This is a genomic window from Brevundimonas sp., from assembly GCF_036659295.1.
Lineage (GTDB): Bacteria > Pseudomonadota > Alphaproteobacteria > Caulobacterales > Caulobacteraceae > Brevundimonas.
Genome location: NZ_JAVXCU010000031.1, coordinates 1 through 16,340, shown reverse-complemented (window position 1 = coordinate 16,340; position 16,340 = coordinate 1). Strand labels below are relative to the sequence as shown.

Sequence of the window (16,340 nt, the reverse complement as noted above, 5' to 3'; positions counted from 1 at the left end):
GAGGCGGCAATAGCGGCTTGCGAAATCAAGAACAAGGATCGCTCGCTTGTCTGCTCACTCGATAATTCTAATCCAGACCCGAAAATGGGCCCGTCGTACAGGCTGGGCATTTCTGCTGTTACTGTGTCTGGCGGTTGCCGCTTATTCCGGACGCTATCTCGTTAATCCACCGCAGACGATCCAGCAGGCCTTGCACAATGTCTATGGCCTGCCGTGGCTGGTGGTGCATGTGGCTGGCTCGGTCACAGCTTTGGCGCTGGGGGCGTGGCAGTTCATCCCCGCATGGCGACGCACCACTTTGGGGCTGCATCGCTGGATAGGCCGGACCTATGTTGTGTCCTGCCTGATCGGTGGTGCGGCAGGGCTGGTACTGGCGGCCGGAACGCGGGCAGGTCCGGTGGCGGCGTCGGGCTTTGGATTGCTGGGCGTGTTGTGGATTGCGGTGAACGTTCTTGGCTGGCGGGCTGCTGTGCAGCAGCGGTTTGACGCGCACCGACGCTGGATGATCCGGTCATGGGCGCTGACGCTGGCGGCCGTGACCTTGCGCATCTATTTGCCGCTGGTGATGATTTTCGGGCTGCCCTTCGAGCCTTGGTATAGCGCGATTGCCTTTCTGGCGTGGGTGCCAAACCTTGTACTAGCCGAGCTTTGGCTGCGTCGGGATCGAAACAGGCGCGGCCTGTGATCCATCGGCGGGAACTGGCCCTTATGGGTTTTAAGGGCTAGGCTTGGCTCAAGCAGATGCGGAGACTTATGCGCAGAGAAAGATTTTGAGCCACCCGAAAGGGTTCGCCAGCGCTCCGGTTGAGGGCGCTGTTTTCTGCGTATTATCTTTGGAAATTCCTATGATCGAAAACCTGTCGATCCGTCCGTTTGTTGCGAGCACGGATACATCACACCTGTCTGACATCTGGTTCAGAGCCTCGATGATCGCCCATGACTTTATCGGCGAACAAACCCTGCGCGAACAGAAGCCGATGATGGAGGGCGTCTATCTGCCCATGGCGACAACGGTTGTGGCTTGTCTGGATGACCGGCCTGTCGGGTTTGCCAGCTTGCTGGACGACCATATTGCGGCGCTGTTTGTTGATCCGGACTATCAGGGCAAGGGTATCGGCAAGGCCTTGTTGCGGCATATCGAAACCGGCAGGGATGCATTGTCGCTAGAGGTTTATTTGGCGAACGAAGCGGCCATCGGCTTTTATCGGGCGATGGGGTTCAAGGTGGTCAGCCAGCGCGAAACCGACGATCAGGGCTTGCCGCATCCGAATGCGAAAATGCTCTGGAATAGGGCCTAAACAGAAAGGGGGACACCATCGGTGTCCCCCTGACGTTTGGTTTTAGTCCGCCGTTTACAGGCTGTCGACCATGACCAGTTCTGCGTCTTCGCTGGCCGTGATGGTGATGGTGGCTTCATCGACGATGCCTGCACCGTCGCGGGCGTTCAGCGTCGTGCCGTTCACATCCACCTTGCCAACAGCTGGCACCAGATAGGCACGGCGACCGGCAGCCAGATCATAGGACAGGCTTTCACCGGCCTTGAGGGTCGCAGCCAGAACGCGGGCGTCGGCATTGATTATCAAGGCGTTGTCGTCGGGGTTGCCCGAGGCGACGATGGTGAACTGGCCCGAGCGGTCGGCCTTTGGAAACTCGCGCTGGCCCCACGAAGGTTCTGCACCGGGACGGTCCGTCTCGATCCAGATCTGGAACAGCGTCGTCAGCTCGTTTTCCATATTGTACTCGGCGTGGCGCACACCGGTACCTGCGCTCATGACCTGCACATCGCCAGCGCCCGTGCGGCCCGTATTGCCCATGGAATCCTGATGGGTGATGGCCCCCGTGCGGACATAGGTGATGATTTCCATGTCGGCATGCGGATGAGGCGGGAAGCCCGACTTTGCACCGATCTCGTCATCGTTCCAGACGCGCAGACGGCCCCAGCCCATACGATTGGGATCGTAATAGTTGGCGAACGAGAAGTGGTGCTTGGCATTCAGCCAGCCGTGATTAGCGCCACCGAGGGTATTAAAAGGACGGACATCGATCATGGTTCACTCCCAACGCTTGAGATTGCAGTGCGTTGCTGCGTCATTGAGAGCTATATAAGGAACAGTACCTGTTACGAATAGGGGTGTGGCGATCACGGATTGTTACAGAATCTCCCGCCACTTTGAGCAGGAGAGCGCTTGGGCCTTCGGAGGTGTTGTGATGATATGATATAAAGTAACATTTATTTTGCATCCTGAGACGTGAAGAGATAAGCCGCTTTTTCAAGTGCGGCCAAAGGCTGTGGTGTTGAGACGGCTCAAAGGGTTTTTGGATGGGTGACGGTATAACTGGGGCGAAAGCAGCATCGGCTCCCACCTTAAGTAAGGCTATTTCGCGCGTTGCGAGCGGTGCTCGCTTGCAGAGCATCGATGCCTTGAGGGGCTTCGTGATGGTTGTGATGCTGCTGGATCATCTGCGCGAAACCTGGTTCCTGCATATTTCCGTGCTTGATCCCATCGATGCACATACGGCTTTGCCCGCGCTCTATCTGGCGCGTTTGGCGGCTAGTCTGTGCGCACCTGTTTTCGTCTTCCTGACGGGCCTCTCCGCCTTCCTTTATGCCTCCAAACATTCGCTGGCCGAGACACGGATTTTTCTGATCAAGCGAGGGCTGTTTTTGATGGCCCTTGAGGTATTTCTTCTGTCCGAGCTTTACTGGGGCATAGCCAGTCCAACGCTCTGGTTGCAGGTGATTTGGTGCATCGGCGTTTGCATGATTGTCTTGGCGGCGATGATCAGCCTGCCTCGACGGGTGCTGTTAGCCATCGGTTTGGTCATCATCTGTGGCCACAACCTACTTGACCCGATCCATTTGGAATCCGGTCATCCGCTGTTTGCCCTATGGGCAATGTTGCATCAGCGCGATGTTATCGCGCTTCCGTTCGGGCTTGTGGCCCAGACCACCTATCCTGTCCTTCCATGGATAGGTGTCATACTGACCGGATATGCGATTGGACCGTGGTTCTTGAGCAGTGTTGAGGCGGCTAAGCGACAGCGACGGCTTATGATAACGGGTTGCGGACTGCTGGTTGCATTCGTGGTGATCCGTCTGCTCAATGTCTATGGTGACGCCCCTTGGTTCGTGGTCGAGGGCAGTCCACTCAGAACTGCGATGAGCTTTTTCGCTCTGACAAAGTATCCGCCGTCGCTCTTGTTCCTGCTGCTTACGCTGGGTGTCGGTATCCTGCTGCTCGCCGTTTTTGAACGCATGCGCGAAGGGTGGCTAATGTCCGCACTCGCAGTGTTCGGCGGCGCACCGATGTTTTTCTATATATTCCACTTGGTCGTGCTGAGGCTGCTGTATCACAGTGCTGTCGCGATCTACGGACACACCCAAGGGAACGTTTTCGGGATCTCAAACTATCTCTGGATTTTTGTCTGGTATGCGGCCCTAATCGTCCCGCTTTACCTGCCTACGGCCCACTTCTCGCGGTTTAAAGCAAGGCGACGGGACATCCGCTGGCTGAAGTACCTGTAAATTTGGTTGAGTTGCGTTAGCGAGATTTGAAGATGATCCACACGAGCATGCCCTCGTCCATCTTTGACTATCTTGCCCTGTTTTTCAGGTAAGGGGCTGTATCGATCAGCCCACCTGCGCCCGATGCCTCAGCTTTGCATCGGCTAGAACAATCGCCGCCATCGCTTCCACGACCGGCACGCCGCGCAGGGCGACGCAGGGGTCGTGGCGGCCTTTGGTGCGCAGGTCTACTTCGGTGCCGTCGCGGTTGATGGTCTGGCGGTGGGTGAGGATGGAGGAGGTGGGTTTGAAGGCCACGCGGGCGGTGACGGGCTGGCCCGTCGAGATGCCGCCGAGGATGCCGCCCGCCTTGTTCGACAGGAAGACCGGCTCGCCGTCAGGCCCGATGCGCATTTCGTCGGCGTTTTCCTCGCCTGACAGCATGGCGGCCTCGAAGCCCGCGCCGATTTCCACGCCCTTGACGGCGTTGATGGTCATCAGGCCCGATGCCAGTTCGCTATCCAGTTTCGCATAGAGCGGTGCGCCCCATCCGGCAGGCACGCCGGTGACTTCCAGCGCGACGACCGCGCCGATGCTGGAGCCGGCTTTGCGGACGGTATCCAGATAGGCTTCCCATTGCGGCACCACTTCGTGCGAGGCGGCGAACAGGGCGTTGTCGTAAACGGCGCTGAAGTCGATCTGGTCGTCAGGGATGCGGTGCGGGCCAAGCTGCACCACGCCTGCGCGGATCTGAATGCTGTCACCCAGAACCTTACGCGCCACGGCACCGGCCGCCACGCGGCTGGCCGTTTCGCGGGCGCTGGATCGACCACCGCCGCGATAGTCGCGCACACCGTATTTGGCCTGATAGGTAAAGTCGGCGTGACCGGGGCGGAAGGCGTGGGCGATCTCGCCATAGTCCTTGGACCGCTGGTCGGTGTTTTCGATCATCAGGCTGATCGGGGTGCCGGTGGTGACAGGGCCGTTGCCGTCGTCAAACACGCCGGACAGGATTTTCACCGCATCGGCTTCCTGACGCTGGGTGACAAAGCGGCTGCCGCCCGGTTTGCGCTGGTCAAGAAACGGCTGGATATCCGCCTCGGTCAGAGGGATCAGCGGCGGGCAGCCGTCTACGACGACGCCAATAGCCGGCCCGTGGCTTTCGCCCCAGGTGGTGATGCGGAACAGGTGACCGAAGCTGTTATGTGACATGAGGCTACGGCTTAAGCCGCTGCGGCCTGTGTCGTCCAGAGCTGAGTGAAGCGATGGTGACGATCTTGTGTCTCTGTGAGGCTTTCTGGCTTGGATTCCAGCGACACGAAGAGATCACCGGCAGGGCGCGTGCCGCGTGCGGGAAGACCCTGACCTTCAAAACGTAACCTGACCGGCGATGTCATGTCCGGCACCAGCCAGGCCGATTGCGGACCAACGGGGGTATCAAACTCGATACGCCCGCCATCGCGAACCAGATGGGCTTCGATACGGGTCTGGAAGAACAGGTCCGAGCCGAATACCGACAGGCCGTCACGCGGTCGGATTTTTACAGGCACCGTCATCAGGTCTTTGAGGCGCATCTGGTCACCGTGCCTCAGGCCGGGGGCGAGGCGCACACGGTACAGGCGATCATCGACATACAGGCTGGTGATGCCGCCCTTTAAGGCCTGCATAGGCGAGATGACGATCTCGGGATCGGGGCGAACCACGCGCAGACCGGAGGCTTGCGGTGCTTCCAGCAACAACCGCTGGCCGGACTGGTTTTGCAGCAGGTGGTAGGCGTCGACCACATAGCGGAACAGCACAACATCGCCGTTTGGCTGATCGGGATGGACCGCCTTGGCGACACGGCGGAACGCAGCCGATAGCGCAGCCGGACTGGCCGGACCAGTCAGGTCCAGTATCCGGTAGGCTTCCGAAACGGTCAGTGGCCTTGCGCTCATGAACCCACACTGACCCGATATGGTCAAAAGGGTGTTAACCGTAACCACCTTATGTCAGCGGAATGAACGGCGTTCAATATTTGGGCAAATCGCGTCGGGCGGGCTATAAGCAGAGCTATGAGTCACTCTGCTATCCCGCCCAGCCCGTCACGCGACGAGTACGAAGCCCAACTGGTTCGCAACTCGGATGACAGCATTTTTGAAGGTGCTGATCCGTTTGCGATCTTTGCCGACTGGCTGAAGGAAGCGGTCGTCACCGAGCCGAATGATGCCAATGCCATGACGCTGGCTACGGTGGATGCCCAGGGCGTGCCGGATGCGCGGATTGTGCTGCTGAAAGATATGGACGCGACCGGCTTTACGTTTTTCTCCAACCTTGAAAGCGCCAAGGGGCAGGAGCTGGCGGTTAATCCTGTCGCGGCGCTGGTCTTTCACTGGAAATCGCTGCGCCGTCAGGTGCGTGTGCGCGGTGTGATCGAGCCTGTGACGGCGGCCGAAGCCGATGCCTATTTTGCCAGCCGCGCCCGCGAGAGCCGCATTGGTGCATGGGCATCATCCCAGTCGCACCTGCTGGAAAGCCGCGAGGCGCTGGAACTGCGCGTTGACGAAGAGACGCAGCGCTTTGAGGGGCGGGATGTGTCGCGCCCGCCGCATTGGTCGGGCTGGCGGCTGGTGCCGGTGTCTATCGAGTTCTGGCGTGACCGCAAATTCCGGCTGCACGACCGTATGCGCTTTGTGAAACAGGGCGATGCGTGGCGCATTGAGCGCCTGTATCCCTAAGTGTCAGATGCCGTAGCGGGCCCAGAAGGTCTCTACGGCGTCTTCGGCAATGTCAGCGGCACCGCGATCCTGTATCGGGTCCTTACCCGAGGCCAGCGGCAGCAACAGGACCGGATGTTCGACCATGCCCAGTAGCTGGCTGACGGCCGAGCCGGGCTTGTCGATTTTGACGAGGCCATTGGCACCCATGGTGGCGAACATGGCGATCAGGGTGTGGGCGATATCTCCGCGCCCCCGGTCGAAAAAGTCGACGGCCTGCGTGTTGAAACGCGGGCGCTCGGCCACAATCAGGCGAAACATTTTACGCACGAAGCTGTCGGACAGAAACTCGGTGTATCGGGTCAGATAGGCCGTCAACATGGCCCTGTCGGGGGCTGATGCGTTTATAAACGGGCCGACGCGGTCGTAGAATTCCTTTGCGGCAGCTTCGACGACAGCCTCGAACAGCGCCACCTTGCTGGGAAAGAATGTGTAGAGCGTCGCCGTCGATACACCGGCCGAGCGGGCAATCGGTTCTATGCGTGCTGCAGCATACCCGTCGGACACGAAGCGCAGTCTGGCTTCGCGGATAATCGTGTGAACGCGGGGATCCTGTTGGGCAGACATTTGCAGTTCGCCGGATTGTTGTTCTGCAAACGACAGTGATCCAGCTTTGCCATAAGCGCAAGCGTAGCATTGTTATTTATTATCGTGAAATAATATAACAATCCGAGCTTTAACATGCGCCGTGTGCAGAGCATTAGCGTTTATTTTTAGCGCAACTATTGGTCGCGCGACTATTTGAATGCTGCAAGCAAGGGGTGTGCGAGGACGGGGGCAACCAGTCGCATAACCGCATCATGGTCGACCAGACGGACGGCTGCGGTGGTATCGGCGACGATAAAGTCGGCATGAATACGCGACGGCTGGGTAAAGGCCTCATGGCCGGGGCGGACGGTCAGCAGGTACTGGTTGACCACAGAATCCGCTGTACGACCGCGCTCGATCTGGTCGCGCAACAGGCGGCGGATAAAGCGGATATCGGCAGGTGTATCGACAAAGACCTTGATATCGAACAGCGCCGTCAATGCCGGATTGCACAACAGGTGCGTGCCTTCAATGACCACGACATCGGCGGCCTTGACCGGTTCGCCACCTTCTTCGCGACCATGGGTGATGAAGGAATAGAGGGGGGCGACAATGTCGCGGGCCTCCTTCAGCGCTTTCAGGTCGCGCACCAACAGATCGTGATCGCGGGAATCGACGTGATCGAAATCATGCGTTGCCGGATCAAAGCCCTCTACCGATGCCGCGTCCTTGTAATAGGAATCTTCGCGCAACAAGGCGGCCCTGCCTTGGGGAAGGCACGAAATCAGGGCTTCGGCGAGGGTGGACTTGCCCGAACCCGAGCCGCCGGTGATGGCAATCAGTATGGTCATGGCGACCTCATCCACTGTCACAAGGCAAGGCGCAAGACAGCCAAATGGCGAAAAACACATTTTGTCGCGGCAAACCTGACCTAGGGTCACATTGCCACCCGCGCCCTTAATGGCTTAGCGTCCGGTAAAGCGCCGGTCGATGAACCACAACAAGCGCAAACGGGACTTTATTATAGAGGGACGCCAATGCTCGGACTGATGCAGGACTGGCCGCTGACGGTTGATCGTATTCTGGACCATGCCAAGACATGGCACCCGAACCGCGAAGTGGTGACGCGCTCTGTAGAAGGGCCGATTGTCCGTGTGACCTATGGCCAGATACACGAACGGGCGCGCAAGGTGTCCAACTTCCTTCAGGCATGGGGCATCAAACAGGGGGACCGTGTCGCGACGCTGGCGTGGAATACCGGCAACCATATGGAGGCCTGGTACGGCATTATGGGGATCGGGGCGGTGTGCCACACCCTGAACCCGCGTCTGTTCCCCGAACAACTGGTCTATATTATCAACCACGCCGAAGACCGCGTGATCTTTACAGACCTGACCTTTGTACCGCTGCTGGAAGCGATCCTGCCGCACATTCCCAAGGTCGAGCGTTTCGTCATCATGACCGATGCGGCCCACATGCCGCAGACCAAACTGCCCAATGCCGAGGCCTATGAGAGCCTGTTGGATCAAGCCTCTTCGGATGTGAAATGGGGCGGTTTTGACGAACAGACGGCCTGTGGGCTTTGTTATACGTCCGGCACAACGGGCAATCCCAAGGGCGTATTGTATTCGCACCGTTCCAACTTCCTGCACACCCTGATGGGGATGCAGGCCACGGTACTGGGCGCGACGCCGGGCGATGTAATCTTGCCTGTCGTGCCGATGTTCCATGCCAATGCGTGGGGTATTGCCTTTGCCGGTCCTGCGGCGGGTACCAAACTGGTCATGCCGGGCGCAAAGATGGACGGGGCCTCGATTTACGAACTGCTGGAGAGCGAGGGCGTGACCTTCTCTGCGGCCGTGCCGACCGTCTGGCAGGGCCTCTTGCAGCACATGCGCGAGAACAACCTCAAGCTCTCGACCGTCAAGCGGGTGATGATTGGAGGGGCGGCAACCCCCGAAAGCCTGATCCGCATCTTTAATGACGAGTTCAATGTCGAAGTCGTGCAGGGCTGGGGCATGACGGAAACCTCGCCCATCGGCACGGTGTCCAACATCCTGCCCGAAATGAAGAGCTGGCCTTATGATGATCAGGTAAAGCAGCGGATCAAACAGGGCATGCCGCCTTTGGGGGTCGAGCTGAAACTGGTCGATGAAGCCGGCGCGGAGCTGCCGCATGACGGCAGCACCTTTGGTCGCTTGCTTATCAAGGGACCGACCGTCTCGAGCGCCTATTTCAAGGGCGAAGGTTCGGTGCTGGACGAAGACGGCTATTTCGACACGGGTGACGTGGCCACCATTGATGAATACGGCTTTATGCACATCACCGACCGCGCCAAGGACGTCATCAAGTCTGGTGGCGAGTGGATCAGCTCGATCGAGATCGAGAATATTGCGGTGGGCCACGACAAGGTCGAACTGGCCGCTGTGATCGGTGCCGCGCATCCGAAATGGGACGAGCGTCCGTTACTGATCGTCAAGCTCAAAGAGGGCGAAGTCCTCGACAAGCAGGAGCATCTGGACTTCCTGGTTGGCAAGATCGCCAAGTGGTGGATGCCCGATGATGTTGTTGCCGTTGATGAAATTCCGCTTGGCGCCACGGGTAAGATAGACAAGAAGCTGCTTCGTGAACGGCTGAAGGATTATCGTTTCCCTTCGGTCGGCTAGGCGTTTGCAGGAGGTGACAGAATGCAACCGGACAAGAAGCTGACAGGTATCGCGCGATTGGCAGTGCTGATCGCCTGTACCGCGCCGCTGATGGTGCTGGGGGCGGTTCTGGCCACCCGTCTGGGTTGGGTCAGTCTGGAAACCGGTCTGGGCCTGATCGCGCTCAAACTAGGATCGATCATGGCGTGGGCGGGGCTGGCAGCGGCGCTGGTTGCGGTGCTTCTGATGCTGAAGAACCGCGACCTGTGGCTGTATGCCCTGACGGCTTTGCTGGTCGCGGGTGGCACATTCGGGATCTATAAGTACCAGCTCTCGCGTATCGGACCCGATCCGCGCGATGTGACGTCCAATGCCGATGACGCTCCGGGCTTTGGTCGTACCATGCTGTCGGATCGCCGTGCGGCGCGTGTTGTGCCCAGCAGTTCCGTCGCGTGTGACGGCTTGCTGGCGATCGATAGCCAGTTGTCACCCGATGTGGTCGCGTGGGCGTTGAAACAGTCAGGTGTGACAGTGATGGGCTCTTCGCCCTTCCGCGTGGACGGATGGCAGGAGGGCATGTGGTTTGGCATCCAGCACGATGTCACGGTCCGTATCCGTCCGGGGCGTACCGATGTGCGTGTGGCGGCGCGTGACACTATGCCGATCGGGCCGCGTGCTTGCGATCTGGCCAAGCGTGTTGTCGCCGAGATGAATGCGCTGCGCTAGGCGGCTGGAAAATCTAACCGATTAGATGCCAATGGCCTTGCAGGCTGTTGGCATCATTTGTTTCTGCACGCCCGTCGCGCACCAGTTTTTGCAGATGCGACAGCACCGACAGGCTAGCGGCGGGCCACAGGCTCTGGCTGACGGCGGCATAAAGCATGGGAACCATCTGGGCGATGGTGGTGTCACCGGCGGCGAGACGCTCCAGAACCTGAGCCTCGCGCTGCATCCGGTGCGCGTGATAGCCCTTCAGGAAGGGCTCGACATCGGTGATCGGGGCCCCGTGGGTGGGCCATATCGTGTCAAATCCGCGAACCATGATGGCTTCCAGACTGGCCATATAGTCGCTCATATCGCCATCGGGTGGGGCCACAATGGTCGTGGACCAGCCCATGATGTGATCGCCGCTGAACAGGCCATTTTCTTCACGCAGGGCAAAACAGATGTGGTTCGACGCATGGCCGGGTGTGGCCATGACATCCATGGTCCAGCCATCACCTGTAATGACTTCGCCACCCGTCAGGATGACATCGGGCGCAAAGTCCTCATCATGGCTTTCATCCAGTTGCGAACACTGATGATCACCGGATGGCGGACGGGCAGCATAGATCGGTGCCCCGCCCATGGCCTTGGCCAGTTCGTAACTGAGCGGGGAGTGGTCGGCATGGGTATGCGTCACAAGAATATGGCTGAGCGTGCGCGGGCCTATGGCCTCGATCAGAGCGGCCAGATGCGCCTGATCCATCGGGCCGGGGTCGATCACAGCGACCTTTGATCCCGCACCGGCCTTGCCCACTATATAGGTGCCGGTCCCCGTAAAGGTGAACGGGCCGGGATTATTGGCAATCACCCGCTGGACCCGTGCCGACATCCGGTCGCAGCGCCCGTAGGCAAAATCAAACTCTCTGGTGAACTGCATAAGGGCACTCCCGACGCGAAGGATCAGCGACGTCTGGATACCCTGATAGCAGAGGCGTGCCCCGATGTTTGTGAATTAGGTAGCGGGCAGAGGGAGTCTGACTGACCACGTCTCGCTCTGTCGCCATACGAATGGCCGAGGCGACTAATCTACAGCTTACATCGTTATTTGTAAGACGGATGCCAAAAATGCGGAGTTAGTGCCGAATTTAGGCATCGATTATGTCATGTATTTCGATGATATATTTTGCTGAATAGCGCTAGTGTAGTGTGCACTGATGGCTTGAATAGGGGCGGGCGGTAGCGCGCAGTTGTGAAAAAAATATGCGATCTCTGTATGGTTGTTACGAGCAGAAACGCGATGGGTTGGCACGCTTTCTGTGAGTCGCAGAGGGGGCTGGAAGCATTATTTTTTGGGGTTAATCCAGAAACTTGATCAACTGTTTGAATTGATGCTCTTAAAATTACAAGGAATTGCGAAAGAACGGAGCTTTCTAAAATTAATCTAGGATACTAAAAAATTTTAGAAATAAATTCTAATTTGTAAATACTTTTGATAATTGGCCCTTGAAATAAATCGATATTGAAAACTTTAGTACCCTTGTTACCTGTGTGGCCAAGCTGGCCCTAACGTTGCCAAATTACGACATTATTTGGTCGTTTTTGTTGAACCCCCTAATTGTCGTGTCTCCATTGAAAATCTGGGCCTAGTGAGAGGCTGTCGCTCACCAGTCATTGTTGTGTCTGGTGACGGGGAACATGAAGGCGTGTGCCAGAGGGGAAACTCGGGCTGCCCTTCGCTATGGAGGTAAAACCAGAATGAAATCGCTGTCGAAACGCGAGCACTTGCTTGCAACCTCGATGATTGCGGGCTTCACCATGCTGGCTGGCGCGGGCATTGCCCAAGCGCAAGAGCAGACTGAAGAAACCACTGAAGTTTCGCAGATCGTCGTGACTGGCTCGCGTATCGCGCGTCAGGACTACAAGTCGGCCAGCCCGATTGTTACGGTTGATGCGCAGGACATTCAGGCCACCGGTTCGGTTACGATCGACAGCCTGATGAATGATCTGCCGCAGTTCACGCCGTCGATCTCCTCGACTTCGAACAACCCGTCGAACGGCGGTCAGGCCAACCTTGACCTGCGCAGCCTGTCGCCGAAGCGTACGCTGGTACTGGTCAATGGTCGCCGTCTGGTGCCGTCGAACAGTGACGGCTCGGCCGACGTCAACCTGATCCCGGCTGCGCTGATCCGCAGCGTTGAAACCATTTCGGGCGGTGCCTCGGCAGCCTATGGTTCGGACGCTATCGGTGGTGTTGCCAACTTCATCCTGAATGACCAGTTTGAAGGCGCACAAATCGACGCTCAATATGGTCAAACCGACCGTAGCGACGGCACGACCCAAAGCTACACCCTGACCGTTGGCGGTAATTTCGCCGATGATCGCGGTAATGCTGTGCTCTCGATCAACCGTTCGACCCGCGACCTGATCTTCAACTCGGCACGTGATTTCGCCGCTGTTTCGGGCGGTTCGGGCACCACGCCGATGGGTTCGGTTGTGTTCGACAGCACCAACCTTCCGACCGAGCAGTCCATTCGTGACTATTTCGGCGACCAGACACTGTCGCTGACGGGTGCATTTGGCTTCAATAATGACGGTTCGATGTTCAGCCATGCCAAGGCACTGAACTTCAAACCTTCCGAAGGTATCCAGTACACGGGCTTCTATACCCCGGGTTCGACCTATGCCTTCAATACCGGCGCGCTGAACTATCTGTCGCTGCCGATGGAGCGCTGGAACGTCTATACGAGCGGCAAATATAAGCTGAACAACAACGTCGAATTCTACGGCGATGCAATGTTCAACCAGTATACGGCTAGCCAGGAATTGGCTGCTACGCCTGCGGCTTCGACGACCGGCTTCCGTGCGCCTTCGACCAACCCGTTCATCCCGACGGCTCTGAAGGCTTTCCTGGACAGCCGTGCTGATCCGAACGCATCGTTCCAGTTTAACAAGCGCTTCACCGATCTGGGCGGCCGTCACGCCGAGTACGACTATAGCGTTTACCAACTGACGGGCGGCGTCCGTGGTCAAGTTCCGCATAGCTCGTGGACCTATGATCTGTATGCTCAATACGGTCGGGTCAGCAACATCGAGACGCAGACCGGCAACGTGTCGCGTTCCTCGGTTCAGACCTTGCTCGATGCCGCAGATGGTGGTGCCAGCATCTGTGAGGGCGGTTTCAATCCGTTTGGCGAGAATGCCGTTTCGGCTGAATGCCTGAGCTATATCGGCCGTACGTCACGTACGGTAACGACAGTCGACCAAAGCGTTATTGAAGGTACGCTGCAAGGCAAGGCCTTTGACCTGCCTGCCGGCGAAGTGCTCGTCGCTCTCGGTGTCCAGTATCGCGAGAACGGCTATCAGTACGCCTCTGATCCTTCATTGGCCCGTATCAACCCGAGAACGCCTCACCTTGGCGCAGACGGGCTGCCTGATGGTGGAACCATTGGAGGCGTAGAAATCGCTGGCTTTAACGCCGCTGATTCCGTCAATGGTCGCGTCAACAACATCGACCTGTTCGGTGAAGCTCTGATCCCAGTTCTGTCGAACCTGCCGTTTATCAGCTCGCTGGATCTGACGCTTGGCTACCGCTACTCTGACTACAGCTCGATCGGTGGTACGACTGCCTATCGCGCTGATATCGATTGGGAAATCGTAAACGGTCTGCGTGTGCGTGGTGGTTTCAACCGCGCTGTGCGTGCGCCTTCGATCGGTGAGCTCTACTCGCCAGCCAGCGTGAACTTCCCGGCTATCGGTGATGCCAGCCTCAAGGCTCCGGGTGGTGACCCCTGTGACGTAGGCGGCTTCTATCGCAACGGCGCTGACAAGGACAAGGTCAAGGCGCTCTGCCTGGCTCAAGGCCTCGCGACTACGGTTATAGATACCTATACCTTCGAGAATGACCAAACCAACGGTTGGTCCGGTGGCAACATCGATCTGGAAGAAGAAACGGCAGACACCTGGTCGCTGGGTCTGGTCTACCAGTCGCAGTTCCAGTCGCCTTGGCTGGGCCGTCTCTCGGCTTCGATCGACTATTACAGCATCGAAATCGAGAACGTTATCGATAGCATTTCGATCTCGGATGCTCTGAACGGTTGCTTCAACGGTACCGGTGAAAATCCGACCTATGATGCAGCTAACTCTTACTGCCAGCAGTTCAGCCGTGACCCGAATAACGGCAATATCATCGACGCCATCGAAAACCTGGACAACCTGGGTGTTCTGAAGACGTCGGGTGTTGACCTGCAAGTTGACTGGGGAATTGACCTGGTTGACGTGGGTGGTCCGGATTGGGGCACTATTGGCGTCAATGCTGTCGTCGGCTGGCTCGGTTCGCGTGAAGACAGCGTCGTTGCCGGTGGTGCGCTGCTCGACCGTAAGGGTACGATCTCGGACGACTTCGGCAACACTTTCCCCGAGTGGAAGTCGCTGGTTTCGGTCAACTGGGCCAACGGTCCGTTCTCGGCAACGGCTCGCTGGCGTCGTGTGGGTGAGATGACCATCTTCGGTTCGGAAGATACCCTCGAAGCCACCCACTACTTCGACCTGAGCGGTAGCTGGGCTGTCAACGACGTCGTCTCGCTGCGTGGTGGTGTGAACAACCTGCTGGACCAAGAGCCGCGTACCTGGGATCCGGGTATTCAGGCCAACACGGATCCGTCGACCTATGACATTCTGGGTCGTCGCTACTTCGTGGGTCTGACCGCCAAGTTCTAATCGCGGTTAAGACTGAAACAGAGAGGCGGTGGAAAAATCCACCGCCTCTTTTGTTTGTGGACCCAATAGATGGATACGCACAAGAAACCCCCGAGGACGCTTCGTCCTCGGGGTGATTGGTTTCAGGGAGCGTAAGGTATTTACGCGGCCTGTTCCTGAGCGACTTTGCGAGGGTCGTAGTTGAGGATGGGCGATAGCCAGCGTTCGGCCGTGGCGACGTCCCAGCCCTTGCGCTCGGCATAGCTTTCGATCTGGTCGCGGTCGATCTTGCCGACGCCGAAATAATGGCTCTCGACGTGGCCGAAATAGAGGCCGCTGACCGAGGCGGGTGGGTTCATCGCAAAGCTTTCGGTCAGTTCCATACCGGCTTGGGCTTCCGCATCCAGCAGGCGGAACAGGGTGGCCTTTTCTGTGTGGTCCGGCTGGGCCGGATAGCCGGGGGCAGGACGGATACCGAGGTATTTCTCCTCGATCAGGTCCTGAACCGTGGTCTGTTCGTCCGGCACATAGCCCCACAGTGTGGTGCGAACCTCCTTGTGTAGGCGCTCGGCAAAGGCTTCGGCCAGACGGTCGGCCAGAGCGGTGGCCATGATCGACGAATAATCGTCGCCGGCGTCCTTGAACTCTTTTGCTTTCTTCAGTTCGCCATGACCGGCGGTGACGGCGAAGGCACCGATATAGTCCTCGCCATCCTCGGCTACGAAGTCCGAGATACACAGGTTCGGCTTGCCGTTGTTCTTGGCAATCTGCTGGCGCAGGCCGTGAAAGCGAGCGGCCTCGGTGGTGCGGCTCTCGTCGGTCCAGACGACGATGTCGTCACCACGCGCATTGGCGGGCCAGAAACCGGCCACGCCCTTGGCGGTGTACCATTTCTCGGCCACGATCCTGCCCAGCATGGCACGGGCATCGCGGTACAGATCGCATGCGGCCTCGCCGACAATCTCGTCTTCCAGAATCTGCGGGAACCGCCCGATCAGTTCCCAGCTTGCAAAGAAGGGCGTCCAGTCGATGTGGTCAGCCAGATCCTGCAAATCCCACTCAAAGGCACGGGTGCCGATGAAGGACGGTTTTGGTGCCGGTGTCGGGTTTTGGGCCTTGAAGCAGTTTGCCCGGGCGACGGGCAGGGCGGCGCGGGCCTTGACCTCCTGACCGCGTGCATATTGCTCGCGGATACGAACATATTCCTCGCGGGTGGCCGCTTCGTTGGTGGCCTTGTCAGTCGGCGATAACAGCCCTGCGACAACACCCACAGCGCGGCTGGCATCAATGACATAGGTGGTCGAACCGCGTTGATAGGCCGGCTCGATCTTAACGGCGGTATGGGTGCGGCTGGTGGTAGCGCCGCCAATCAGAAGCGGAAGGTCCATGCCGCGACGCTCCATCTCGGCCGCGACAAACACCATTTCGTCCAGCGATGGCGTGATCAGTCCGGACAGGCCGACAATGTCGCAATTGTGGGCGATGGCTTCGTCCAGAATACGGTCT

At 58.3% G+C, this 16,340-nt stretch carries 14 protein-coding genes; 7 read left to right on the top strand and 7 right to left on the bottom strand.

Annotated elements, in window-relative coordinates; all coding sequences use genetic code 11:
- Positions 1 to 46 precede the first annotated feature (46 nt).
- On the top strand, positions 47 to 685 hold the full coding sequence (locus RSB01_RS07570; RefSeq protein WP_332591165.1) for a DUF2306 domain-containing protein: 639 nt from the start codon (positions 47 to 49) through the stop codon (positions 683 to 685).
- A 160-nt stretch (positions 686 to 845) separates the two neighbouring features.
- Entirely contained in the window at positions 846 to 1,298 is a 453-nt protein-coding gene (locus RSB01_RS07565; protein ID WP_332591164.1) for a GNAT family N-acetyltransferase, read from the top strand.
- Between the two features lie 54 nt (positions 1,299 to 1,352).
- Here the strand turns inward: RSB01_RS07565 and RSB01_RS07560 are convergent, their stop codons facing one another.
- Complete coding sequence (locus tag RSB01_RS07560) at positions 1,353 to 2,048, bottom strand: pirin family protein (protein ID WP_332591163.1); 696 nt, start codon at positions 2,046 to 2,048, stop codon at positions 1,353 to 1,355.
- Between the two features lie 272 nt (positions 2,049 to 2,320).
- Here RSB01_RS07560 and RSB01_RS07555 point away from each other — a divergent pair, with 272 nt between their 5' ends.
- Positions 2,321 to 3,526, top strand: coding sequence for a heparan-alpha-glucosaminide N-acetyltransferase domain-containing protein (locus RSB01_RS07555; protein WP_332625257.1), 1,206 nt, complete (start codon positions 2,321 to 2,323; stop codon positions 3,524 to 3,526).
- A 105-nt stretch (positions 3,527 to 3,631) separates the two neighbouring features.
- Here the strand turns inward: RSB01_RS07555 and aroC are convergent, their stop codons facing one another.
- Positions 3,632 to 4,717, bottom strand: a complete 1,086-nt coding sequence (gene aroC, locus RSB01_RS07550) for a chorismate synthase (protein ID WP_332591161.1) — start codon at positions 4,715 to 4,717, stop codon at positions 3,632 to 3,634.
- 11 nt (positions 4,718 to 4,728) lie between these two features.
- Complete coding sequence (locus RSB01_RS07545) at positions 4,729 to 5,442, bottom strand: J domain-containing protein (RefSeq protein ID WP_332591160.1); 714 nt, start codon at positions 5,440 to 5,442, stop codon at positions 4,729 to 4,731.
- A gap of 117 nt (positions 5,443 to 5,559) precedes the next feature.
- Here RSB01_RS07545 and pdxH point away from each other — a divergent pair, with 117 nt between their 5' ends.
- On the top strand, positions 5,560 to 6,222 hold the full coding sequence (gene pdxH, locus RSB01_RS07540) for a pyridoxamine 5'-phosphate oxidase (protein ID WP_332591159.1): 663 nt from the start codon (positions 5,560 to 5,562) through the stop codon (positions 6,220 to 6,222).
- Between the two features lie 3 nt (positions 6,223 to 6,225).
- Here the strand turns inward: pdxH and RSB01_RS07535 are convergent, their stop codons facing one another.
- Entirely contained in the window at positions 6,226 to 6,828 is a 603-nt protein-coding gene (locus RSB01_RS07535; RefSeq protein WP_332591158.1) for a TetR/AcrR family transcriptional regulator, read from the bottom strand.
- Between the two features lie 170 nt (positions 6,829 to 6,998).
- On the bottom strand, positions 6,999 to 7,640 hold the full coding sequence (gene udk, locus RSB01_RS07530; protein WP_332591157.1) for a uridine kinase: 642 nt from the start codon (positions 7,638 to 7,640) through the stop codon (positions 6,999 to 7,001).
- Between the two features lie 186 nt (positions 7,641 to 7,826).
- Between udk and RSB01_RS07525 the strand changes: the two genes are divergently transcribed.
- Both RSB01_RS07525 and RSB01_RS07520 read left to right on the top strand, forming a co-directional pair.
- Positions 7,827 to 9,455 carry a long-chain-fatty-acid--CoA ligase gene (locus tag RSB01_RS07525; RefSeq protein WP_332625255.1) on the top strand — a complete coding sequence of 543 codons (1,629 nt, stop codon included), beginning with the start codon at positions 7,827 to 7,829 and terminating at the stop codon, positions 9,453 to 9,455.
- 21 nt (positions 9,456 to 9,476) lie between these two features.
- The gene (locus RSB01_RS07520) at positions 9,477 to 10,160 is read left to right on the top strand and encodes a DUF1499 domain-containing protein (RefSeq protein ID WP_332590956.1); all 684 of its coding nucleotides are present in this window, start codon (positions 9,477 to 9,479) and stop codon (positions 10,158 to 10,160) included.
- A 13-nt stretch (positions 10,161 to 10,173) separates the two neighbouring features.
- Here RSB01_RS07520 and RSB01_RS07515 read toward each other — a convergent pair whose 3' ends face one another.
- A complete protein-coding gene (locus RSB01_RS07515; protein WP_332590957.1) occupies positions 10,174 to 11,076 on the bottom strand; it encodes an MBL fold metallo-hydrolase in 903 nt (300 codons plus the stop codon).
- Between the two features lie 818 nt (positions 11,077 to 11,894).
- Between RSB01_RS07515 and RSB01_RS07510 the strand changes: the two genes are divergently transcribed.
- Positions 11,895 to 14,855: a TonB-dependent receptor gene (locus RSB01_RS07510; RefSeq protein WP_332590958.1), complete on the top strand. Its 2,961-nt coding sequence runs from the start codon at positions 11,895 to 11,897 to the stop codon at positions 14,853 to 14,855.
- Positions 14,856 to 14,995: 140 nt separating this feature from the next.
- On the opposite strand, the gene RSB01_RS07505 is transcribed toward RSB01_RS07510, so the two are convergent.
- Positions 14,996 to 16,340, bottom strand: a 1,345-nt coding sequence (locus tag RSB01_RS07505) for a vitamin B12 dependent-methionine synthase activation domain-containing protein (protein WP_332625253.1), incomplete at its 5' end; no start/stop codon positions are given.

Excerpts from the sequence above, each read along its gene's own strand:
- RSB01_RS07565 (WP_332591164.1), top strand. The coding sequence starts at position 846 with ATGATCGAAAACCTGTCGATCCGTCCGTTTGTTGCGAGCACGGATACA.
- RSB01_RS07560 (WP_332591163.1), bottom strand. The coding sequence starts at position 2,048 with ATGATCGATGTCCGTCCTTTTAATACCCTCGGTGGCGCTAATCACGGC.
- RSB01_RS07555 (WP_332625257.1), top strand. The coding sequence starts at position 2,321 with ATGGGTGACGGTATAACTGGGGCGAAAGCAGCATCGGCTCCCACCTTA.
- aroC (WP_332591161.1), bottom strand. The coding sequence starts at position 4,717 with ATGTCACATAACAGCTTCGGTCACCTGTTCCGCATCACCACCTGGGGC.
- RSB01_RS07545 (WP_332591160.1), bottom strand. The coding sequence starts at position 5,442 with ATGAGCGCAAGGCCACTGACCGTTTCGGAAGCCTACCGGATACTGGAC.
- pdxH (WP_332591159.1), top strand. The coding sequence starts at position 5,560 with ATGAGTCACTCTGCTATCCCGCCCAGCCCGTCACGCGACGAGTACGAA.
- RSB01_RS07535 (WP_332591158.1), bottom strand. The coding sequence starts at position 6,828 with ATGTCTGCCCAACAGGATCCCCGCGTTCACACGATTATCCGCGAAGCC.
- udk (WP_332591157.1), bottom strand. The coding sequence starts at position 7,640 with ATGACCATACTGATTGCCATCACCGGCGGCTCGGGTTCGGGCAAGTCC.
- RSB01_RS07525 (WP_332625255.1), top strand. The coding sequence starts at position 7,827 with ATGCTCGGACTGATGCAGGACTGGCCGCTGACGGTTGATCGTATTCTG.
- RSB01_RS07520 (WP_332590956.1), top strand. The coding sequence starts at position 9,477 with ATGCAACCGGACAAGAAGCTGACAGGTATCGCGCGATTGGCAGTGCTG.
- RSB01_RS07515 (WP_332590957.1), bottom strand. The coding sequence starts at position 11,076 with ATGCAGTTCACCAGAGAGTTTGATTTTGCCTACGGGCGCTGCGACCGG.
- RSB01_RS07510 (WP_332590958.1), top strand. The coding sequence starts at position 11,895 with ATGAAATCGCTGTCGAAACGCGAGCACTTGCTTGCAACCTCGATGATT.